The organism is Flavobacterium sp. UGB4466, assembly GCF_903469665.1.
GTDB lineage: Bacteria > Bacteroidota > Bacteroidia > Flavobacteriales > Flavobacteriaceae > Flavobacterium > Flavobacterium lipolyticum.
Genome location: NZ_CAGKLC010000009.1, coordinates 25351 through 47407, shown reverse-complemented (window position 1 = coordinate 47407; position 22057 = coordinate 25351). Strand labels below are relative to the sequence as shown.

At 35.5% G+C, this 22057-nt stretch carries 19 protein-coding genes; 8 read left to right on the top strand and 11 right to left on the bottom strand.

All coding sequences use genetic code 11. The annotated features are described in order from the left end of the window. Positions 1-45: 45 nt before the first annotated feature. Together aroQ and JO950_RS04400 are read right to left on the bottom strand one after the other, a co-directional pair. A complete protein-coding gene (gene aroQ / locus JO950_RS04405; protein ID WP_202701518.1) occupies positions 46-459 on the bottom strand; it encodes a type II 3-dehydroquinate dehydratase in 414 nt (137 codons plus the stop codon). 178 nt (positions 460-637) lie between these two features. After that, on the bottom strand, positions 638-1204 hold the full coding sequence (locus JO950_RS04400; RefSeq protein ID WP_202701473.1) for a porin family protein: 567 nt from the start codon (positions 1202-1204) through the stop codon (positions 638-640). A gap of 402 nt (positions 1205-1606) precedes the next feature. On the opposite strand from JO950_RS04400, the gene JO950_RS04395 reads away from it, so the two are divergent. From JO950_RS04395 to JO950_RS04385, 3 genes are all read left to right on the top strand, one after another. Beyond that, entirely contained in the window at positions 1607-2185 is a 579-nt protein-coding gene (locus JO950_RS04395; RefSeq protein WP_202701472.1) for a porin family protein, read from the top strand. A gap of 79 nt (positions 2186-2264) precedes the next feature. Next, positions 2265-3161 (top strand): site-specific tyrosine recombinase XerD, encoded by an 897-nt coding sequence (gene xerD / locus JO950_RS04390; RefSeq protein WP_202701471.1) that lies wholly within the window; start codon positions 2265-2267, stop codon positions 3159-3161. Positions 3162-3313: 152 nt separating this feature from the next. Beyond that, on the top strand, positions 3314-4834 hold the full coding sequence (locus tag JO950_RS04385; RefSeq protein WP_202701470.1) for a PAS domain-containing protein: 1521 nt from the start codon (positions 3314-3316) through the stop codon (positions 4832-4834). Positions 4835-5128: 294 nt separating this feature from the next. On the opposite strand, the gene rny is transcribed toward JO950_RS04385, so the two are convergent. The 3 genes from rny to JO950_RS04370 form a co-directional block, all read right to left on the bottom strand. Then, on the bottom strand, positions 5129-6691 hold the full coding sequence (rny, locus tag JO950_RS04380; protein WP_202701469.1) for a ribonuclease Y: 1563 nt from the start codon (positions 6689-6691) through the stop codon (positions 5129-5131). 209 nt (positions 6692-6900) lie between these two features. After that, complete coding sequence (locus tag JO950_RS04375) at positions 6901-7194, bottom strand: cell division protein ZapA (protein ID WP_017498112.1); 294 nt, start codon at positions 7192-7194, stop codon at positions 6901-6903. A gap of 10 nt (positions 7195-7204) precedes the next feature. Then, positions 7205-7495 carry a hypothetical protein gene (locus JO950_RS04370; RefSeq protein WP_202701468.1) on the bottom strand — a complete coding sequence of 97 codons (291 nt, stop codon included), beginning with the start codon at positions 7493-7495 and terminating at the stop codon, positions 7205-7207. Between the two features lie 179 nt (positions 7496-7674). Between JO950_RS04370 and JO950_RS04365 the strand changes: the two genes are divergently transcribed. The 3 genes from JO950_RS04365 (at position 7675) to JO950_RS04355 (ending at position 12702) form a co-directional block, all read left to right on the top strand. Continuing rightward, entirely contained in the window at positions 7675-9369 is a 1695-nt protein-coding gene (locus JO950_RS04365; protein ID WP_202701467.1) for a M23 family metallopeptidase, read from the top strand. An 11-nt stretch (positions 9370-9380) separates the two neighbouring features. Next, positions 9381-11840, top strand: coding sequence for a carboxypeptidase-like regulatory domain-containing protein (locus JO950_RS04360; RefSeq protein ID WP_202701466.1), 2460 nt, complete (start codon positions 9381-9383; stop codon positions 11838-11840). A gap of 139 nt (positions 11841-11979) precedes the next feature. After that, on the top strand, positions 11980-12702 hold the full coding sequence (locus JO950_RS04355) for a hypothetical protein (RefSeq protein WP_202701465.1): 723 nt from the start codon (positions 11980-11982) through the stop codon (positions 12700-12702). Positions 12703-12846: 144 nt separating this feature from the next. Here the strand turns inward: JO950_RS04355 and JO950_RS04350 are convergent, their stop codons facing one another. The 6 genes from JO950_RS04350 to JO950_RS04325 all read right to left on the bottom strand — a co-directional run bounded on the left by JO950_RS04350 (position 12847) and on the right by JO950_RS04325 (position 19904). Continuing rightward, entirely contained in the window at positions 12847-13548 is a 702-nt protein-coding gene (locus tag JO950_RS04350) for a DUF2971 domain-containing protein (protein WP_202701464.1), read from the bottom strand. A gap of 132 nt (positions 13549-13680) precedes the next feature. Then, positions 13681-15510, bottom strand: coding sequence for an ABC transporter ATP-binding protein (locus JO950_RS04345; protein ID WP_202701463.1), 1830 nt, complete (start codon positions 15508-15510; stop codon positions 13681-13683). Next, positions 15507-16547 (bottom strand): YhcG family protein, encoded by a 1041-nt coding sequence (locus JO950_RS04340; protein ID WP_202701461.1) that lies wholly within the window; start codon positions 16545-16547, stop codon positions 15507-15509. Before JO950_RS04340 ends, JO950_RS04345 begins: the two co-directional genes overlap by 4 nt. Positions 16548-16551: 4 nt before the next feature. Then, the gene (locus JO950_RS04335) at positions 16552-18279 is read right to left on the bottom strand and encodes a phospho-sugar mutase (protein ID WP_202701517.1); all 1728 of its coding nucleotides are present in this window, start codon (positions 18277-18279) and stop codon (positions 16552-16554) included. Positions 18280-18408: 129 nt separating this feature from the next. After that, positions 18409-19365, bottom strand: a complete 957-nt coding sequence (locus tag JO950_RS04330; RefSeq protein WP_070907617.1) for a glycosyltransferase family 2 protein — start codon at positions 19363-19365, stop codon at positions 18409-18411. Between the two features lie 8 nt (positions 19366-19373). After that, positions 19374-19904, bottom strand: coding sequence for a DUF4199 domain-containing protein (locus JO950_RS04325; protein WP_202701459.1), 531 nt, complete (start codon positions 19902-19904; stop codon positions 19374-19376). A gap of 261 nt (positions 19905-20165) precedes the next feature. Here JO950_RS04325 and JO950_RS04320 point away from each other — a divergent pair, with 261 nt between their 5' ends. Both JO950_RS04320 and JO950_RS04315 read left to right on the top strand, forming a co-directional pair. Continuing rightward, a complete protein-coding gene (locus JO950_RS04320; RefSeq protein ID WP_008464817.1) occupies positions 20166-20420 on the top strand; it encodes a type B 50S ribosomal protein L31 in 255 nt (84 codons plus the stop codon). Positions 20421-20714: 294 nt separating this feature from the next. Beyond that, positions 20715-21890 (top strand): GlmU family protein, encoded by a 1176-nt coding sequence (locus tag JO950_RS04315; RefSeq protein WP_202701457.1) that lies wholly within the window; start codon positions 20715-20717, stop codon positions 21888-21890. Positions 21891-22057 lie beyond the last annotated feature (167 nt).

Genomic DNA, 22057 nt, shown 5'->3' with positions numbered 1-22057 from the left:
TAATAGTTACCTATCCTACACGGTTCTCATCTTACATCTCATATCTCATAGAAAAGACTGAATGGCCAGTTCGTAGCTTTTTAGTCCGAAACCAAGGATAACACCTTTAGCATTTCCGGATAAATACGATTGATGTCTGAAACTTTCACGGGCGTAGGTGTTCGAAATGTGTACTTCGATTACCGGAGTTGTAACGGCTTTCATGGCATCTCCCAATCCTATAGAGGTATGAGTGTAGGCTCCGGCATTCAGAATAATTCCGTCAAAAGTAAAACCACATTCCTGAATTTTTCCAATCAATTCGCCTTCAATATTGCTTTGGTAATAGGAAAGTTCAATGTTTGGGAATTTGTCCTGTAACGTTGCAAAATAATCTTCAAAAGTTTGACTTCCGTAAACTTCCGGTTCTCTTTTTCCTAAAAGATTCAAATTGGGTCCGTTGATGATGCAGATTTTCATGGATAGTAAGGTGTGATATGTAAAATGTAATATGTAAAATGTGAAACGATTGATAGTATCATTGAATTTTGACATTGCCATTGCCATTGATTTTTGCCATCGCCATTGAACAGTTGTAAAAATAAAAAAACCGTTCCAATTAATAGAACGGTTTTGGTAAAAGTATGTGATATATTTTTTAGAATAAGAACCCTGCTGATAACTGAACTACAGAGTTTCTAACATCTGCACTAGATGAAGCATCTGTTAAACCTAAACTATAGCGGCCCTGAACAAAAATACTTTTGGTGATTTTTAATCCTAATCCAGCATTAAGAGCAAAGTCAAATGTATTAGCATCATTAAATCGTACATCTTTTTTTTGACTAACTAAAAAGGAAGCTTGTGGTCCAACTTCCAGACTTAATGATTTTGTCATATAAATTTTAGCCATTACAGGAACAGATAAATAAGCTAATTCGTTTTTAAAGTCTTGTTGAGCATCTTTAAATTTGTAAGTTGCTCCCTGAGTAGAATATAAAAGTTCTGGTTGAATCGAGAATTTTTCTAACAATTTAACTTCTGCAACGACACCAACATGATAACTTGTGATTCCTTCTTTGTCAAATGCTACACCTCGTAATGATGCGTCTCCTGGTTGGCTTGCAAAGTTAACCCCTGCTTTAACTCCAAATTGTACTAATTGCGCCTGAATTGTAGCTGAAGTTGCAATAAACAATACAGCTGCTAAGATTATCTTTTTCATAAAAGTGGTTTTAAAATTTGTTTTTTTTTAATGTTATTTATTAGTCAAAACTACAGAATTAGGAATTTATTGTTTTATATTTTGGTTTAAATAATTACTAAATTTCCCATTTTTATTGGTTTTAGGCTTGTAATTGGCTCTATTTAAGAAGTTTATTTGTGATCGGTTTTTTAGGTTGTATTTATTATTTAGTCAGATTTATAGTTCAAATTGTGTTTTGAAAATTTTTTATTTCGTAAGTTTATTTTGATATTCTGGATTTGATATTGGGTTATAATGAAGAAGAAAGGTCTGTTCATATAGACATAAAACGGTATTTACAATTTATTAATTAGCATCCAAGTTCTTTTTTAATAAGGTTATCTTTATATTTGGGGTGAATAACTCAAAAAACAAATTGTAATGAAAAGAATAATTTTGGCTGCTATGGCAGTAATGGTATTTGGTTTTGCTAATGCACAAAAGACGAGATTCGGAGTAAAAGGAGGTCTTAATATTTCATCAGTAGTTGGAGGAGATGTTGAAGATACTAAAGCTCTTGTTGGTTTTCACGTTGGAGGTTTTGCAGAAATTCATGTGGTTCAAAGATTTTTTATTCAGCCTGAGCTTTTATTTTCTGCTCAGGGAACTAAAGTTGACGGTTCATTGAATGACACGGATATTAAGTTGAACTATTTGAATATTCCTGTAGTTGCGAAGTATTATATCATTGATAAAAAATTCAATGTTGAAGCGGGTCCACAGCTTGGTGTTTTGTTATCGGCTAAAGTAAATGGTAATAACATTAAAGATTTGACCAGATCGGTAGATCTTGGTTTTAACTTAGGAGCCGGATACAGTTTTACGGATAACCTTTCAGCAGGTCTTCGTTACACAATCGGATTATCTCCGCTTTCTGATAAAGATATTGATAATTCAGATGATTATTATGATAGTGCTAAAAACAGTAACCTTGCGTTATCTTTAGCCTACAAATTCTAATTTTATCCAATAATAAAATTTGTAACCTTCCCTAATCCGGAAGGTTTTTTTATGCCTGAAAATGTTTTACTTTGTAGCTATGAATTGGACCCGTTACATAAAAGATTATCAGTCGTATTTGCGCATCGAGAGAGGTTTGTCTAAAAACACGATCGAAAACTATGGTTTTGACATTGAACGCTTGTGTCTTTTTCTGGAAACTAATAGTATAGAGATCTCTCCCATAAAGATTGATGACGAAACGGTTCAGCAGTTTATTTATGCGGTAGCTAAAGAAGTCAATCCACGATCACAGGCGAGAATTATTTCGGGATTGAAAAGTTTTTTTAATTATCTGGTTTTTGAAGATTACAGAAACGACAATCCGATGGAGCTGATCGAAACTCCTAAAACAGGGCGGAAATTGCCCGATACGCTGTCTTTAGATGAAATTGATTCTCTTATTGCGGCAATTGATCTGAGTACCAATGAAGGTGAACGAAATAGGGCAATGCTAGAAACTTTGTACGGCTGCGGACTTAGGGTTTCGGAATTGGTTTCTTTAAAAATTTCAGATTTATTTTTTGAAGAAGGGTTCGTTAAGATTACCGGAAAAGGAAATAAAGAGCGTTTTGTTCCGGTGGGTAAATTCGCTCAGAAATACATCCAGATTTATCAGAAGGAGATTCGGGTGAATCTTAAAATAAAAAAAGGTTGTGAAGATACTTTATTTTTGAACAGGAGAGGTAATCAGCTTACACGCGCCATGATTTTTACCATTATAAAAGATCTTGCTGTAAAAATTAACCTCCATAAAAGTATTAGTCCACATACATTAAGACATTCTTTTGCAACTCATTTACTTGAAAATGGTGCCGACTTAAGATCAATTCAGTTGATGTTAGGGCACGAATCGATTACTACGACCGAAATTTATGTGCATTTAGACAGGAGTTTTTTGAAAGAGGTAATGTTATCTTTTCATCCACGGAAGTAATTTTTGAAGCCGGAAGTCGTTTTTAAATCAAAAAAGTAATATATTGTATAATATTTTGTGGTAATTAGAGAATAAAAGAGCCAGTTTCAGCTTTTGTTTTTTACTATTGGGATCATTGTTTTAATATTTCAATCTACATAAATAAGTGATATATGGTTTTTGATTTATATGGAAATGAGAATTGCTTAGAGGTAAATAATTTTTATAAAAAATTGCTTGCCGAAATGCCGGATCTGCTGTTTCAGTTTGTTGTGGACAGCGAAAACAGGTATACTTTCCCTCTGGTTAGTAAATCAGCTGACGATATTTTTGAACTTAGTGTAAAAGAGTTTACCAATGACATTAAATTGGTCATTTACGACCGGATTTTTCCTCAGGATCGTGATGTGTTTTTTCAGTCTTTAGTCAAAGCACGTAAAGAAGCAAAGCCCTGGAATGTTGAATTTAGAGCTGTTTTACCTAAAAAAGGGATGCGATGGTTCAAGGTTTCTGCCAAAACAGAGCAGTCCGCTGACGGGTGTGTTAGCTTTTTTGGACATGTTTCGGATATTACGGAATTGAAAGATAAGGAAGAAAAACTACGTATTTCTGAAGAGCGTTTTCAATTTGCTCTAGAGGCCTCTACTGCCGGAATTTGGGATTGGGATATGGTAACCAATAGGGTTTTCTATTCGTCATTGTCGTTAAAAATTTTAGAATTAGATTCCGCTGATATTTTCGATGATCCGGAACGTTGGGATAAGATTGTGCATCCCGAGGATCTTCCAAAGTACTATTCGGATATACAGGAGCATTTTGATAATAAGATCCCATATTACGAAAATTACCATCGTGTCATGACTTCAAGTGGTAATTATAAGTGGATTCTGGATCGTGGAAAGGTGATTGAAAGGGATGAAAATGGAAAGCCATTGCGTGTGATTGGGACACATACTGATGTTTCTTTACAAAAAGAGAAAGAGTTGGAGCTCTTAAAAACGATGAAATTGTACAGTGATCAAAATAGCCGATTGGTGAATTTTTCACATATCGTTTCACATAATTTGAATACGCAGGCCGGAAATATAAAGTCGATCCTCGATTTCATTGACGCGGATGTTGACAAACAAACTGTAAACGAAATGTTAGAACATTTGCGAACTGTTTCTAATGATCTGAACGATACGATTGCCAATTTAACCCAGATTGTAAAGACACAAAGTAATATCAATATTGCTGTGGCGCCATTAAAGCTTTCAGAATACATTGAGAAAACAATTTCAACGATTAGAGGGTATGACAAGGATAAGAAAGTTACCATTGTAAATAATGTTCCAAGGTATTTGACAATTAATTTTAACCCGGCTTATCTGGAAAGTGTTTTACTGAATTTTACAACAAACGCTATAAAGTATGCGCATCCGGACAGAGATCCTGTTATTGTTTTTGATTTTTCAATCGAACCGGACGGTTACAAGTCGTTAAAAATTACGGATAATGGTTTGGGAATCGATTTGGCGGTGTACGGTGATTTGTTGTTTGGAATGTATAAAACTTTTCACAAAAATCAGGAGGCAAGGGGAATTGGACTTTATATTACCAGGAATCAAATCGAGGCAATGAAAGGGAGTATTTCAGTAGAAAGTACAGTGGGAGTAGGAACGAGCTTTAAAATTATCTTTAACGATATTTAGGGGGTGTTGCAGTCTCAGTCGCAGTGACAGTAGTCATGGCAGTAGTTTTATTGATAATGTTAGTATCAATATTTAGGACGGTTTATCAAGGTTGTCGTCCTGAGCGAAGTCGAAAATGTGAGTCTGAGCGAAGATTTGGGTATCAGTCTGAGCGAAGATTTGAGTGTCAGTCTGAGCGAAGTCGAAGACTGATGAGCTAAGTGTAAATTACCAGACCGTAGTGGTAGTGATATAAAAAATAAAGGCTATCCGTTTTAGAAGATAGCCTTTATTTTTATGAATAATATATTGAGATTACTTTGCAATATTAACCGCTCTGGTTTCTCTAATTACAGTAACTTTTACCTGACCCGGATAAGTCATTTCAGTTTGGATTTTTTGTGAAATCTCGAAAGATAAATTCGCAGCATTGTCATCAGAAACTTTTTCGCTTTCTACAATTACACGAAGTTCTCTACCAGCCTGAATTGCGTATGCATTTTTCACACCGCTAAATCCGTAAGCAACTTCTTCAAGATCTTTCAAACGCTGAATGTATGAATCTAAAACCTGACGTCTCGCTCCTGGTCGTGCACCTGAAATAGCATCACAAACCTGAACAATCGGAGAAAGTAATGATTTCATTTCGATCTCGTCGTGGTGCGCTCCAATAGCGTTGCAAACTTCTTCTTTTTCGCCATATTTCTCTGCCCACTGCATACCTAGTAAGGCGTGAGGTAAATCACTTTCAGTATCCGGAACTTTACCAATATCGTGAAGTAAACCAGCTCTTTTGGCTAATTTTACGTTTAAGCCTAATTCGGCAGCCATGATACCACAAAGTTTAGAAACTTCTCTGGAGTGCTGTAATAAGTTTTGTCCGTAAGAAGAACGGTATTTCATTCTACCTACAACTTTAATCAATTCAGGATGTAAACCGTGAATTCCTAAGTCGATAACAGTACGTTTACCAACCTCGATAATTTCGTCGTCAATTTGTTTCGCTGTTTTAGCAACTACTTCTTCAATTCTTGCAGGGTGAATACGTCCGTCTGTTACTAGTTTATGCAAAGATAAACGGGCAATTTCTCTACGAACAGGGTCAAAACAAGAAAGGATGATCGCTTCAGGTGTGTCGTCAACAATGATTTCAACTCCCGTTGCAGCTTCAAGAGCTCTAATGTTACGTCCCTCACGTCCAATGATTCTACCTTTTACATCATCAGATTCAATGTTGAATACTGAAACGCAATTTTCAACTGCTTCCTCGGTTCCAACTCTCTGGATCGTATTGATGATAATTTTCTTCGCTTCTTGCTGCGCAGTAAGTTTTGCCTCTTCGATAGTGTCCTGAATGTGAGACATTGCTTTGCTTTTAGCTTCGGCTTTTAATCCTTCTACTAATTGTTCTTTTGCTTCTTCGGCAGAAAGTCCTGAGATTACTTCAAGCTGTTGCAATTGACTTTTGTGTAATTTGTCAACTTCAGTTTGTTTTTTGTCTAAAACGTCAATTTTGTTGTTGTATTCCTGTGTTTTGGATTCAAACTCGTCGTTTACTTTTTTTGCCTTCGAAAGTTCGTTAGAAACTTGTGATTCCTTATCGCGTACTCTTTTTTCAACCTCCGCTACTTTTTTGTCTCTCGCTAAAATAACTTGTTCGTGCTCTGATTTTAGTTCGATAAAACGCTCTTTTGCCTGAAGAATTTTATCTTTTTTGATATTTTCTGCTTCTAAATTAGCATCTTTTAAAATGGAAGCTGCTTCTTTTTTGGCGTTTTTAATGAGGTTAGAAATATTGCTTTTTTCGATAATTTTAGCAATTGCAAAACCTACCGCAATTCCTATAATACCTGAAATAATGATCGTTATTATGTCCATGTTTGTAAAAATTTATATATAAAAAAAGCCTACATTAATTGCTTGAATAAACTCGTAAAGACAAGTTTTGAGCTAACTCACTGTTCAAGTTTCCAAGCCGAAGCATGGCATACTATAGTAGCGACGATTTGCTCATTCTAAATTGTTAGTGTTGAGTTTACCAATTGTGAACTAATGTAGGCAGTATCTTAGTTGTTGTAAAAGAACGTTTAATTTTCGAGATATTGATCTAATAGCGCATTTAATCTTTTAATTCTTTCGATAGTTTCTTCTCCATCGATCGCATTGTCAATTTGTTTTTGTTCGACTTGCGATGCAAATTGCAGGGCACACATCGCCAGAACATCTTGTTTGTCACGAACCGCGTAACTTTCTTCGAATTGCTTAATCATAGCATCAATTTTTTTAGAAGCACTTCTGAGTCCTTCTTCCTGAGCAGGTTCAACCGTTAAAGGGTAAACTCTGTCTGCAACTGATATTTTAATTTTAAGCTTTCCGTCCATGTCGTCTTGGTTAATCGGATAACTGTGCTATACAGTAGTCAATTTCGCGAATTAATGAATTTATTTTAAGCTTTGTCTCTCTCTTGTTGTTGTCACTGCCGAGTAACGAATTGGCGATCTTAAGTGTTTCATGTTGCCTTTTCAAAGCTTCAATTTCTTCAGATTGTTTCTGGATAATTTGCGCAGCTTTGGCTAATTCTAATTGTAAAGCCTGATTATTATGCTCCAAGCCTTTCGATTTCTCAAAAAGCTTTTCGACTTTATATTCAAGAGTATCAATTATTTCGGCAATTACACTCATTATAAATCCTATTCATTACTTAATCCTACAAAGTTAGTATTCCTTTTTATTAATGCAATTTTTTATCGATTTTTTTACATTAAAAATAAACAAACGAATGAAATTCAATCGATTGTATTTTTGTGGCGTGATACTCGGTTTTCGCTGCTTAATTTTTTATCTTAGCAAAAATGTTACTTATGAGATTTTCGTTACTTGCCCTGCTTTTTAGTCCGTTTATTTTTGCGCAGACGCAATATCCAAAAGATTATTTTCGTCCGCCACTGGATATTCCCATGCAGCTTTCCGGTAATTTCGGGGAGTTGAGGCCAAATCATTTCCATGCGGGGTTTGATTTGAAAACGAATCAGAGGGAAGGATTAAAGGTGTACGCCATTGCTGACGGATATGTGTCGAGAATTAAAATTTCGACTTTCGGCAACGGTAAATGCATCTACATTACACATCCAAACGGATACACTTCGGTATATGGACATTTGCAAACTCCGGTAGGATCCATTTTGGATTATGTGACAAAAACGCATTATAAAGAAAAGGCCTATGAAATTGAAATGTTTCCAAAACCCAACGAACTACCGGTTACAAAAGGTGATCTGATTGGACTTTCCGGCAATACAGGTTCATCAGAAGGACCGCATCTTCATTTTGAAATTCGGGATACTAAAACAGAATTTGTGATTAATCCCCTATTTTTTGGCTTCGATAAAAATCTAAAAGACACTAAAAAGCCTGGTATTTCGAGTGTGTATGTTTATCCGATGGATAATGCAACGGTAAATCAGTCCAAACAGCCTTTGTTACTGAATGTCGCCTTGCAGAAAGACGGGACTTATCTGGCTGGTAAAGTAAAAGCCAATGGTAGAATTGGTTTCGGGATTTCTGCGGTAGATTATGATGATGTTTCGTTTAATAAAAATGGTGTTTTTAATGTTTCTACTTTTCTGAACGGAAATCAAAATTACAATTATCAATTCAATACCTATTCCTTCGATGAGATGCGATACATAAATGCTTTTATCGATTATGGTAAATATAAAAAGTCGGGTCAGCGGGTTCAGAAACTCTTTATGAAAACACCTTATGCGTTGAGCATTATTAAGACTGATTCCTTACGTGGAATTGTTTCGGCCCAACCTAATTTAGCATCCACTTATAGAATTGAGGTTTCGGATTATTTTGGAAATTTAAGCACGGTTACTGTTCCGGTTGAATACGACACGGCAACGCCAATTGTCAAAGAGGAGCCAGTAACTTCAAAATACTTTATTAAAGCCAATAAAGATTCAAATTTTGAAAAAGACAATGGGTCTGTGTTTTTTCCGGCTGGAACTTTTTATGATGATTTTAATTTAAACTTTGATGTTAAAAATAATCGTATTTACGTTCACGACGATACCGTTCCGGTACACTCCAATTTTACCATTACGATTAAGGACAGCTCGTTTCCGGAAACCCTGAAGGATAAACTTTTTATTGGAAGATTTAGCGGAAACTCTGCCAGTTATAACGGAACAGTGAGAAAAGGAGATGTTTTTACTGCCAAATCAAAAATATTAGGGCAATTTGGATTAGTTCTGGACACTATAGCGCCTGTCATTAAAATCGTAAAACCAATTCAGGACAAGTGGATTACGGGAGTTAAAAAGATAGAATTTACCATTAATGATGCTTCTTCCGGAATCAAATCGTACAACGGTTATCTTAATGGGAACTGGATTCTGTTTGAATATGAAAGTAAATCAAGAAAAATAACACATACTTTTGATGATACTCTCCTTGCAGAAGGAGCAAATGATTTAAAAATTGAAGTGATTGATAATGTAGGAAATTCTGCTATCTTTGAGACTCATTTTTTTAGAAGCCAACAAAAATAAAACCCAAACACTTGAATCAAATTAAGTTAATAGCCGTTTTCCTTTTTTTATGCACGACCAGTATTTCATTTGCTCAGAAGGCTCATGTAAAAGGTGTTATTCTGGATGAGCAGCAACATCCTGTGGCTGGAGTAAATATCAGTTCTTCCGGGAATGTTTCGCAATCTGATTCAGATGGTTTTTATGAAATTATAGTGCCTTCAGGTAAAAAGATTTCGTTGATTTTTACCCACGTCTCTTTAAAAATGATGAGTCTGACCGTACATTTAGCCTCAAATGAGATTTTCGTTTTTAATCCCTTAATGAGCAGTTCCGAAGAACAAATGGGAGAAGTTTTTGTTTCTTCTAAAAGTAAGAAGAGGATTCAGGGTATCGCAAATGTCGATGTCGCTACTATTAAGAAAATACCGGGAGCCAATGCCGGAATCGAGAATATTTTGAAAACACTGTCAGGTGTAAATTCCAATAATGAACTGAGTACACAATATGCTGTTCGGGGTGGAAATTATGATGAAAATCTGGTGTATGTGAACGAAGTCGAAGTCTATCGCCCGTTTTTAATTCGTTCCGGGCAACAGGAAGGGTTGAGTTTTACCAATACCGATTTAGTGCAGAATGTTGACTTTTCGGCAGGAGGATTTCAGGCAAAGTTTGGAGATAAATTATCCTCTGTTTTAGACATCACTTATAGAAAACCAACGCAGTTTGGCGCTTCGCTTGAAGCCAGTTTGCTTGGCGGAAGTATATCGGTCGATGCGGTTTCTAAAAATAAGAAATGGTCGGCTGTAACCGGAGTTCGTTATAGAAATAATAGCTTGTTGGTGAATAGTCAGGACACGCAAACGAATTATACTCCAACTTTTGCAGATATTCAGACCAATGTTAATTATGATATTTCTAAAAAATGGCAAATGAGCTTTTTAGGGAATATCTCTCAAAACAAATATTTGTATCAGCCTTTAACCCGTGAGACAAAATTCGGGACCATAGATCAACCGATGGCGCTTGCCGTGTATTATGAAGGCAGGGAACGGGATCAGTACAATACCTACTTCGGTGCCTTGAAAACGACTTACAAAGCTTCACCTACTTTTACTTTGAAATTAATTGGTTCCCTTTTTCATACCATAGAACAGGAGCATTTTGATATTCTCGCACAATATCGTTTGGGTAATATAGAGAATGAAGACACCTCAAATGTTGATTTCACTCGTGGAATAGGTTCGCAATTGAGCCATGCCCGAAATGATTTGGATGCGTTAATTGCCAATGCAGAAATCAAAGGTTTTAAAGAATGGAAAAATGACAGCCAGTTGGAATTTGGTTTGAAATATACGCGTGAATCGATTCGGGATCGAATTGTAGAGTGGGAGATGATTGATTCGGCTGGATTCTCGATTAATCCACCTATCGCTTTTTTACCGAAGAACAATCAGCCTTATAAGCCTTATACGGGGCCGTTATTACCGTATCAGGAGGTACGAGCGACAAATTTTAATACCATAAACCGCTTTTCGGGATATGCGCAATGGAATAAAAAATCAGAAATAGGATCCAGTCAGGTTTGGTACAATCTGGGAGCTCGTTTTCAGAGTTGGAATGTTTCAGGAGGTGCTGTTGAAGGTAAGACTCAAACCGTTTTCAGTCCGCGTGCCCAATTTACTTTAAAACCGGATTGGGATATGGACATGCTCTTCCGACTTTCCGGAGGATTGTACCATCAACCCCCTTTTTATAGAGAGCTTAGGGATTTAAATGGTGTGGTAAATCCAAATGTGAAAGCGCAGGAATCCGTTCATATCGTTTTGGGGAACGATTATAATTTTAAAATGTGGAACCGTCCTTTTAAATGGGTTACAGAACTTTATTATAAATCGCTTTCGGATGTAAATGTGTATTCGATCGATAATGTCAGAATTCGATATGTTGCCAATAATAATGCAAAAGCTTACGCGCAAGGAGTTGATTTCAGACTGAATGGCGAGTTTGTACCCGGAACAGAATCATGGATTAGCTTTGGGTATTTAAAAACTGAAGAAAACTATGAAAACAAAGGTTATATCGCGAGGCCTACAGATCAGCGATTGAAATTTGCGATGCTGTTTCAGGATTATATGCCAAGTATTCCAAGTGTAAAGTTGTATTTGAATCTGGTTTATAATACCGGTTTACCCGGAGGAGCACCGGCCTATTCAGATCCATATCTGTATCAAAGGAGATTGAATGATTATCGCAGAGCCGATGTTGGTTTTGCGAAAGTTTTTGTAGATGGAAACACGAAAGTTGCTAAGGCTAAATGGTTGAAGAATTTTAAAGAATTGTCTGTTGGAGTTGAAATTTTTAATCTTTTCAATAATCAAAATGCGATTACCAATACCTGGGTTCGCGATGTGTATTCTAAAAACCAGTATGCAATTCCAAATTATATGACCTCAAGGGTTTTTAATGTGAAGCTGAATGCGAGATTATAAAATATTGATTTCGTTCTTTCTACTAAGCAGGCAAGTATCTGCGTGAACAACTTATAGAAGTGGATTCTAGTAAAATTCAATAAAACTAGATAATACAATCAAAAATACTATATTTGATATCCTAATAGAATTAGCATACATGAAAAAGATCTTAACCTATATAGCCCTGGCAAGCATCGGAACACTTACAAGTTGTAAGGATGAAGTGAAGAAACCTAAAGTAATTTACGATACCGCCAGTAAAACGAATACTGTTACAAAAACAGATTCTACACAGATTGAAATAGCCGATTTGCCGATTCAAATGGAAGGAACAAGTTATTTGATTCATCCGGTTGGAGACTTGCGTGTTTTTGAAAAAGGAACAAAAGCCCGTTATGGCTCTTCGAGTGTAAATGATGTAAGTTTTACAATCTCTAATTTAGGAGAATTTGAAATCACGGGTTATTTGCAGAACCTGAAGTTTCAGAAAGTTGATTCAGATTCCATACGTCCTTTGACAGATAAACCAGCCCTGATTTTGACGGCTACTTATTTAAAAACGGTTGCTGATAAAACACAGAATCAGATTATGGTCTATACTCTGGCCGACTCAGATACTAATAAAGATGGTAAAATTGATACTAGTGATATTAAGACCTTGTATTTAAGTAATATCAGTGGTGAACACTTTACTAAAGTTTCAGAAGATTTTCAGGAATTGGTAGACTGGAATTTAATCGAATCAAGAAATCGTTTGTATTTTAGAACGATTGAAGATACCAATCAAAACGGGCAGTTTGATAAAAATGATGTTTTACACTATAACTATATTGACTTAGCTTCAAAAAAATGGGAAGTGAAGAGTTATAAGCCTATTTAGAAGGTTCTAAGGTACTGAGATACTAAGATGAAAGCCATTTAAAAATTGTTAATCAATTTTTAAATGGCTTTTTTATATCCTTGACAGCTGATAAGAAAAAACTCAGAACCTTAGAATCTCAGTACCTTAGCACCTTTAAAAAAACTATATCAAAATATCACTTTCCAGATCCGATTTCTCAATATCGAGATCAAATCCCAGGCGTTCCGTTAAATCAATTACCAGTTTTTTGTACCAGTTTTCGGATTTTGGATGAATGTAGATCTTTTCGATCAATTGCTTTAGGTCAACGTTGATTTTTAATCCATCGTTTAGTTTAATGTCACTTTTTGAAGTATCGGTAAGAATTCGAACTTCGCGCTCATATTGAAAGCTTTTGCGCTTAAATAAAAAGGGGAAAAATAAATTTTCAAACGGAATGTATTCTTTTTTGTAATCGATATAATTTACTTCGCCAATGTATTGATCGAAATTGTTTTCCGGTTTTACAGCATTCTGTAACCTTCTAATGGTAGACTGAATAGCTAAACCCTCATTGTTTTTGGTGAAAATCTGCCACATGGCAAACGATTCATATTCGTTGATGTGCCAGCTGCTTATGGCTACCTGTTCGCGATGGGTTTTGTAGTAATTTAAAAAATCAGGATTGTCTATGGCCAGTTTTTTAATCTCTTCAAAGGTTGGCTCGCTAAAAGTACCCTCGTACTGATCCTCAAACTTGTCAGAACGGGACATGAATAGTTTTTTGGACATTAATAAATCAAGGAATTTAGATAAGTCTAAGTATTTCCAGACAATTGTATCCGGGTCATCCGGAAGTTTTATGTTTGAAGTATTAAGGTACATTTTTACGGATTTAAGAATATTCGAAATAAAAAAGCCACAAATTATACAGATAAATATAAGATTTTAATTCGTTGAGAGAAAAATAATCTGTGGTAATCTGTATAATTTGTGGCTAAGCCTGTCTACTTATGTTTATGATTCGAAAGATTGCATAGTCACCAGTTTGTTGTAGGTTCCGTTGTGGGCAATCAATTCGTCATGAGTTCCTTGTTCTACGATTTTACCTTTTTGCATCACAACAATGACATCCGCTTTCTGAATGGTTGAAAGTCGGTGAGCAATTACAATTGAAGTTCTGTTTTGCATCATGTTCTCTAAAGCCACCTGAACAAATTTTTCGCTTTCAGTGTCCAATGCTGATGTGGCTTCATCCAGAATCATAATTGGCGGGTTTTTCAAGACCGCTCTGGCAATTGATAATCGTTGTTTTTGTCCTCCTGAAAGTTTGTTTCCGCTGTCGCCAATGTTGGTGTAAATACCTAAAGGGAGGTTATTTACAAATTCAAAAGCATTTGCAATTTTTAAGGCCTCGATAATTTCATCGTCTGTAGCGTCTAGTTTTCCTAAGGCAATATTGGCTTTGATGGTATCATTGAATAAAATGCTGTCCTGAGTTACCAGTCCCATCAAACTGCGAAGAGACTGTAAGTTCATATCTTTTATATTGATGCCGTCAATCGAAATTGTTCCGTCGTTTACATCATAAAAACGGGTTAACAAATTGGCAATTGTGCTTTTTCCGCTACCGGATTGTCCAACAAGTGCAACGGTTTGTCCTTTTTTGATGTCAAGAGAAAAGTCTTTCAGAACAGTTTCGTCTTCATATTTAAAGTTGATATTCTGAACGCTAATGTTACTGTCGAACGTTGTTTTTTCAACTGCTTTGTCTTTAGAGGTAATGGTGTTTTCCTGCTCTAAAATTTCAAGAACACGTTCTGCAGCGGCGTTTCCTCTTTTTACCCCGTAAGAAGCCTTAGAGATTGCTTTTGCAGGAGTTAAAATATTATAAGCTAATCCCATATAGGCAATAAAAGAGGGACCGTCGAGTGTTTTTTCAATCAGAACCATTTGGCCTCCGTACCAAAGTAATATTGCAATTACAGTAATTCCCATAAACTCACTGGCAGGCGAGGCTAAGTTTTGGCGATTTCCAATACTGTTGGACAGTTTGAAAAAACGTTCCGTTGAATTTTGAAAGATAGTATTGAAATAGTTCTCAGCATTGTATCCTTTTACCACTTTTAAACCACCAATCGTTTCTTCGATAGTCGATAAAAAGCTGCCTTGTTCCTGTTGAGCTTTACCCGACTGTTTTTTTAATTGTTTCCCGATTAAGGAGATAATATATCCGGAAACAGGAATAAAAACAAATACAAACAGGGTAAGTTTAGCGCTGATGATTAACATAGCACATATGGTAAAAACAATCGTTAAGGGTTCTTTTACGATAAGTTCTAAAATGGCTAAAAACGAAGTCTGAACCTCATTGACATCAGCAGAGATTCGGGAGATAACGTCTCCTTTTCTTTTTTCAGAATAAAAAGCCAAAGGCAGTTCCAATGTTTTTTTATACAATGCATTTCGCATGTCTCTCAATACACCATTTCGTAAAAAATTAATGAAAAACATAGCGAGATAGTCGGCTAAATTTTTCAGTAAAAAGATCGAAATGATAAGAGCAACCATCACAGAAAGTATAAATCCGGGATTATTAGGATCGGTATTCTTTGTAATGTAATAGCTCAGATAGTTTTCGGCAAATTCTTTTGCATGGGTAATTCCGTCATAAGTGGGCATCACATAATTCTTCTTCGTTTTGTCAAACAAAACCTGAAGCATCGGAATTAATGCCATGAAAGAAAGCGTGCTAAAAAGTGCATACAAAATATTAAAAAAGATATTTAAGAATGCATATCTTTTATACGGGTATATAAAAGGAACTATTTTTTTGAAATTACTCATTTATTTTTGATGTTATTTTCTGCTATGGCAATTGCTTTTTCTAGCTTTTCTAATAATAATTTTTTTTCAGGTAATTGGGTTAAATAGGCTGAGACTTTGATTTGTTCGTCATTGTCCAGCATTAGATAATTAATCTGTTCGGGTGATTTCTCACTGCATAAAATTAATCCAATTGGTTTGTTTTCTCCTTCTTTTTGTTCGTTTTTCTCTAACCAGCGTAAATACAATTCCATTTGGCCTTTATAGCCGGCTTTAAATTTTCCAAGTTTTAGATCAATAGCGACCAGAGATTTTAATCCCCTATGGTAAAAAAGTAAATCAATATAAAAATCTTCATTATCAATAGTGATTCTTTTTTGACGGGCTAGAAAAGCAAATTCACTGCCCATCTCTGTGATGAAGTTTTGTAATTGAGCTAAGATGGAACTTTCTAAGTCTTTTTCGGAATAAGTGTCATGTAATCCTAAAAAATCTAAGAAATACGGATCGCGAAAAGTTAAGTCCGGACTAATTAGTTTTTCGTTTTTGAGTAAAGCTAAATCATTAATGATTGTTTCTTCGGGTTTTTTGCTGATCGCAGTTCTTTCAAAAAGCATGCTGTCCACGCGGTCTTGTAAAGTTCGAACGCTCCATCTTTCGTGAATACTCATTTGGATGTAGAATTCACGTTTTATATTGTTGTCAATGCTTAGTATTGAATATAAATGAGACCAACTCAATTGTGCAGACAGTGTCTGCACAATTGTAAAGTCTTGAAAAATAGTGTTAAGTTTTATAAAACTATGAATGTTTCTTTTACTAAACCCCGTTCCGTATCTTTTGGATAATTCCAGGCTTAAGATTTGAACTGTTTTTTTTCCATAATCGGCCCGATCATTTTTTAGAATCTCTTCATTAATCGTTTTTCCGATTTTCCAATAAAGTATTGTTAATTCCTGATTAACCGTTTTGGCAACAAAATGACGTGTCTGATCTATTAGTCCAATTATCGAGTCTAATAGTTCAGGTTTGTCATTTGTGTCAGGCTTGTCACTCATTGTTTTATTTCAATTGCATACCTGCAATAATGCTTTGTATCTTTTCGTCCAGGTAGCTTTCTGCCGCATCGAAATCCTCAACGGAATCCAACTGTGCATTAACACTAATGTAGAATTTAATTTTTGGCTCAGTTCCACTTGGTCTTGCGCAAATTTTAGAACCGTCTTCAGTGTAATAAATCAATACATTTGATTTTGGAATATCCATTACAGATTCTTCTCCGGTCAATAAATTCAAAGCAATTGATGTCTGGTAGTCTTCCATCATGATCACACGTTGTCCGCTGATTTCTTTCAATGGATTTTCGCGCAAACTGATCATCATTTGGTTGATCTCTTCCAGACCCTGCATTCCTTTTTTGGTTATAGAAATCAAATGTTCTTTATAGAAACCGTTTTCAACATAAAGCTGAAGAAGTTCTTTGTAAACACTGCTTCCTGCTGCTTTTGCCTGAGCGGCAACTTCACAGATTAATAAGGTTGCAGCAACGGCATCTTTATCTCTTACGGCATCACCAACCATGAAACCAAAGCTTTCTTCACCGCCTCCAATAAATTGAAGTTGAGGAAAATCTTTGATCATTTTGGCAATCCATTTAAAACCTGTCAATCCTACTTTGCATTCAACACCATAATTAGTGGCTAATTCCATCATCATCGGAGTGGAAACAATGGTAGATCCAATGAATTGTTTTCCGTTAATTTTACCCGCTTTTTTCCATTGTTTCAATAAGAAAGCAGTCATCATAACCATAGTTTGATTTCCGTTCAGTAAAATCAGTTTGCCTTCGTTGTTTCTAACAGCAACTCCAAGACGATCGCAATCAGGATCTGTTCCGATTACAATATCGGAATTCGTTTTATCAGCCAAAGCCAAAGCCATAGTTAAAGCTTCAGGTTCTTCAGGATTTGGAGATTTTACCGTTGGGAAATTTCCATCAGGAATAGCTTGTTCCGGTACGATGTGTACGTTTTTATAACCTGCCTGTGATAAAGTATCAGGAATAGATTTTATAGAGGTTCCGTGCAAAGAAGTAAAAACAATATGTAGGTTGTCTTTTGCTTTAGCAGGAGTATTGAAGCTTGCGTTTTCGATAGACGATTTTACAAAAGCTTTGTCGATTTCGCTATCGATATACTCGATCAGGCTTTCGTTAGCTTTAAATTTAATTCTATCATAACCTAAATTCTCGATCGTGTCGATAATTGCAGTATCCTGTGGAGGTACAATTTGTCCGCCATCTTCCCAGTATACTTTATAACCGTTATATTCCGGTGGGTTGTGAGAGGCCGTTAATACAATTCCACATTGGCAGCCTAAATATTTAAGAGCAAAGGATAATTCCGGAGTTGGTCTCAAATCTGAAAATAAATACACATGAATTCCGTTTGCCGAAAAAACATCTGCAACAATCTTTGCTAAGGTATTGCTGTTGTGACGACAATCATACGCAATAACTACTTTTAATGGTTGGTTTGGGAATGCAATATGTAAATAATCAGATAAGCCCTGAGTGTTTTTTCCAAGGGTGTATTTGTTAATTCGGTTGCTTCCAACACCCATCACACCACGCATTCCGCCAGTTCCAAATTCCAGATTTTTATAAAAACTTTCCTCTAGTTCCTTTGGTGAGGTTGTCATTAATTCTTTAACAGCAGCTTGCGTTTCGCTATCAAATGTAGGGGTTAGCCATTCGTTTACTGCATTTAGAATATTAGGTGCTATATTCATCATTCGTGTCTTTTTGTATTAAAATAATAAGTTTTTTATAGAGCTTATTCCCGCTATCCGTTTCAATCTTTTTCTTTTTAAAGGAAAAAGAAAAAGGATTTTCACTACTATCGGGGCTAAGGTTTTGCGTTAAAAATTAACCTCTCGGGCTACTTTGTAACGAGCTTCGTTGTTTTTGGTTCTCAGGATAATTTCACCCAGAAAACCAGCCAGGAACAATTGCGTTCCCAGTATCATGGTAGTCAAAGCAATGAAAAACCATGGATTATTGGTGATTAGGCTGTATTTCATTCCGTTATACATATGGTATAATTTTGAAATTCCGATATAACCCGCCAGTAAAAATCCGATGATAAACATCAAAGATCCAATGGCACCAAACAAGTGCATAGGTCTTTTTCCGAATCGGGATAAGAACCAAATCGTAATCAAATCAAGAAAGCCGTTTATAAAACGTTCCATCCCAAATTTAGTTTCACCATATTTACGGGCCTGATGAATAACCACTTTTTCTCCGATTTTATTAAAACCGGCATTCTTGGCCAAAACCGGAATGTAACGGTGCATTTCGCCCGAAACTTCAACGTTTTTAACTACTGCATTTTTATAAGCTTTCAATCCGCAGTTGAAATCGTTTAACTCGACACCTGAAGTTTTTCTGGCGGCCCAGTTAAATAGTTTTGAAGGAAGATTTTTTGCTACTACAGAATCGTAACGTTTCTTTTTCCATCCTGAAACCAAATCAAATTTCTGAACTGTGATCATTTCATATAAACCCGGAATTTCGTCCGGGCTATCTTGTAAATCCGCATCCATGGTGATGATAACATCTCCTTGTGCTTTGGCAAAACCGGCATGCAGAGCCTGCGATTTTCCAAAGTTTTTCATAAAACGAATTCCTTTTACATTCGGATTTTCGTTAGAGAAACTTTCAATGATATTCCAAGAATCATCCGTACTTCCATCATCCACAAAAATGATTTCATAAGAGTAATTGTTAGATTGCATCACTTTAATAATCCACGAATAGAGTTCTTTTAGTGATTCCTCCTCATTAAGAAGCGGTATAAGTATAGATAAATTCATTTATTTTTTTATTCTTGTGTAGTTTTGCTTTTAAAAAATGCGGCGAAAATTAATCCGAAAATGGCACTGATAACAATTGCAAAAACAGATCCCTTTAATAATTCAAAAGTCGAGTAAGGGCTGCTTTCTTTCATTTTGCTAATGGCTTCATTAATTGATGAAGCAGGAGCTCCAAATTTCTGCATCATGTTTGCAGTGTATTTGATCATGATTTCGTTTAAAGTATCTTTTGCGCCCGGATCAATAACGTTAAATAAAACAATATTAAATAAAGTAGAAATTAGAACCCCAATCACAGCTGCTATAAAGTAAGTGGTAAAAGCATCTTTGAAAGGGAAAACTCCTTTTAATTCTTTCTTGGTTTTAGAAAGTAAAACAATGCTGATTGTCAAACTGATTACAATACCTATGATACCCATCCACCAGGCTGTGAACAGATTCAGATCAATCGCGTATATCGTAGCAGTAAATAATGCAGATGCAATTCCAATCATTACACCGTAAGTAATTCCATTCTTTTTAATAACTTCATTGATCATATTTGTATATGTTTTAAAATTAATCCACAAATATAGTAATTACGAGTACACAGGAGATAGATATTAAAAATTTTAATGCAAATCGCCGACTCGTTAAAAATATTGATTAAAAGATTTGTTAATTCGAAAAAAGTTGTAAATTTGCACACTTAAAAATAATTAAAAGTTTTAAACAAAAAAGAGTATCGTTGTTTACACCTTTTTCTAACCATGGAAAAGCTTCAAAATAAAAATGCTCTAAACAATAAATAAAATAAAAAGATGAAAAAAGGAATTCACCCAGAAAATTACAGATTAGTTGCATTTAAAGACATGTCAAATGACGAAGTTTTTATCACTAAATCTACTGCAGATACAAAAGAAACAATTGAAGTTGACGGAGTTGAGTATCCAGTTGTAAAAATGGAGATTTCTAGAACATCTCACCCATTTTATACTGGTAAATCTAAACTTATCGATACTGCAGGACGTATTGATAAATTCAAAACTAAATATGCAAAACACGCTAAAAAATAATAGCGGTTTAAAATTATACAAAAGCCTTCCACTCGGAAGGCTTTTTTTATTTAATAGAAACAAGTACAAGGTTTCATGTAAAGTCTCTATTTACAAAGCTTTGCGAGCTTTACCCCTTTAAAAAGGCATACCTGCAAATATAACTTGGCGAACTTTGTGTGAAATCTTCGCGCTCTTTGCGGTTAAAAAAAATAAACTATATCTGTTACAGTACAAATGACACAAATAAAATAATTGTAACTTTGAACCCGATAACCAAATCAAGATTTTAACAAGTATCAAATTTAATTATTTATGAATTACATTCTTTTTGACGGTCCCGTCCGGAATGCATTATTACCTTTTACTTTTACAAGACCTGTTGCCGACATATTAATTGGAATTATGACGATTCGCCAGAAATGGGAAGCGCGTTTAGGTTCTACTATAACGACCATTACCGAAGATTATTTATCGGAAAAATTTCCAATGGTAGAAATGGAAGAGAATGTAATGATCAATGCAGCGTATTTACCAAATGATGCACTTGCTGAGATGGTTTCAGATTTAAAGGCTAATCAGGCTATTTTTAAAGGGGATGATGTAATTGCTTTTTTTACGAATGAAAATCAGGAAGAAGTTGATTTTGATTCGTATGAAATCATTCCATACAATGACGCTTGTCTGACCGTAGAACATACCTGGGATATTTTTTCTAAAAACGATGCTGCGATCCGTGAAGATTTTCAGTATTTGACCGAAGACAGAAAATCGCAGCCAATCCCAAAAAGTGTAAACGTTATTGCTCCCGAAAACGTATTTCTGGAAGAAGGAGCAAAATTAGAGTTCGTAACACTGAATGCTTCTAATGGGCCAATATATATAGGTAAGAATGCAGAAATTATGGAAGGAACCGTAATTCGCGGACCTTTTGCTTTATGTGAGAATGCACAGGTGAAACTAAACGCCAAAGTTTACGGAGCTACAACAGTAGGTCCCGGATCGAGAATTGGTGGAGAAGTTAAGAACTCGGTGCTTTTTGCGAATTCAAACAAAGGTCATGATGGATTTTTAGGGGATTCTGTTTTAGGCGAATGGTGTAACATTGGTGCAGATAGTAACAATTCGAACCTGAAGAACAATTACGAAGAGGTGAAATTATGGAGCTACGAAACCGAAGGTTTTGCTAAAACCGGACTTCAGTTTTGTGGTTTAATGATGGGAGACCACAGTAAATGTGGTATCAATACTATGTTCAATACCGGGACAGTAGTTGGAGTAAGTGCTAATATCTTCGGGAGCGGTTTTCCGCGCAATTTTGTTCCAAGTTTTTCTTGGGGCGGGGCAGCTGGTTTTACAACTTATGTGACTAAAAAAGCTTTTGAAACAGCGAAATTAGTTATGGGACGCCGAAATATTGAATTTGACGAAACAGAAGCTTCAATTTTAGAACACATTTTCGAAGAAACTAAAAAATGGAGGAAAGACTAAATTAGATAATTAGGCAATTAGATAATTTTAGCAAACCCGACAGGATTTAAAATCCTGTCGGGTTTTGTTTTGGAATAGGTTTTGAAGAATTATCACATTGCCACATTTTCTAATTATCTAATTGCCTAATTATCTAATTAATCTATCTTTGCACCACGAAAAAAATG

What these genes read in the sequence shown, in the direction of transcription:
- aroQ (WP_202701518.1), bottom strand. Translation starts at nt 459, where the DNA reads ATGAAAATCTGCATCATCAACGGACCCAATTTGAATCTTTTAGGAAAA.
- JO950_RS04400 (WP_202701473.1), bottom strand. Translation starts at nt 1,204, where the DNA reads ATGAAAAAGATAATCTTAGCAGCTGTATTGTTTATTGCAACTTCAGCT.
- JO950_RS04395 (WP_202701472.1), top strand. Translation starts at nt 1,607, where the DNA reads ATGAAAAGAATAATTTTGGCTGCTATGGCAGTAATGGTATTTGGTTTT.
- xerD (WP_202701471.1), top strand. Translation starts at nt 2,265, where the DNA reads ATGAATTGGACCCGTTACATAAAAGATTATCAGTCGTATTTGCGCATC.
- JO950_RS04385 (WP_202701470.1), top strand. Translation starts at nt 3,314, where the DNA reads ATGGTTTTTGATTTATATGGAAATGAGAATTGCTTAGAGGTAAATAAT.
- rny (WP_202701469.1), bottom strand. Translation starts at nt 6,691, where the DNA reads ATGGACATAATAACGATCATTATTTCAGGTATTATAGGAATTGCGGTA.
- JO950_RS04375 (WP_017498112.1), bottom strand. Translation starts at nt 7,194, where the DNA reads ATGGACGGAAAGCTTAAAATTAAAATATCAGTTGCAGACAGAGTTTAC.
- JO950_RS04370 (WP_202701468.1), bottom strand. Translation starts at nt 7,495, where the DNA reads ATGAGTGTAATTGCCGAAATAATTGATACTCTTGAATATAAAGTCGAA.
- JO950_RS04365 (WP_202701467.1), top strand. Translation starts at nt 7,675, where the DNA reads ATGAGATTTTCGTTACTTGCCCTGCTTTTTAGTCCGTTTATTTTTGCG.
- JO950_RS04355 (WP_202701465.1), top strand. Translation starts at nt 11,980, where the DNA reads ATGAAAAAGATCTTAACCTATATAGCCCTGGCAAGCATCGGAACACTT.
- JO950_RS04350 (WP_202701464.1), bottom strand. Translation starts at nt 13,548, where the DNA reads ATGTACCTTAATACTTCAAACATAAAACTTCCGGATGACCCGGATACA.
- JO950_RS04345 (WP_202701463.1), bottom strand. Translation starts at nt 15,510, where the DNA reads ATGAGTAATTTCAAAAAAATAGTTCCTTTTATATACCCGTATAAAAGA.
- JO950_RS04340 (WP_202701461.1), bottom strand. Translation starts at nt 16,547, where the DNA reads ATGAGTGACAAGCCTGACACAAATGACAAACCTGAACTATTAGACTCG.
- JO950_RS04335 (WP_202701517.1), bottom strand. Translation starts at nt 18,279, where the DNA reads ATGAATATAGCACCTAATATTCTAAATGCAGTAAACGAATGGCTAACC.
- JO950_RS04330 (WP_070907617.1), bottom strand. Translation starts at nt 19,365, where the DNA reads ATGAATTTATCTATACTTATACCGCTTCTTAATGAGGAGGAATCACTA.
- JO950_RS04325 (WP_202701459.1), bottom strand. Translation starts at nt 19,904, where the DNA reads ATGATCAATGAAGTTATTAAAAAGAATGGAATTACTTACGGTGTAATG.
- JO950_RS04320 (WP_008464817.1), top strand. Translation starts at nt 20,166, where the DNA reads ATGAAAAAAGGAATTCACCCAGAAAATTACAGATTAGTTGCATTTAAA.
- JO950_RS04315 (WP_202701457.1), top strand. Translation starts at nt 20,715, where the DNA reads ATGAATTACATTCTTTTTGACGGTCCCGTCCGGAATGCATTATTACCT.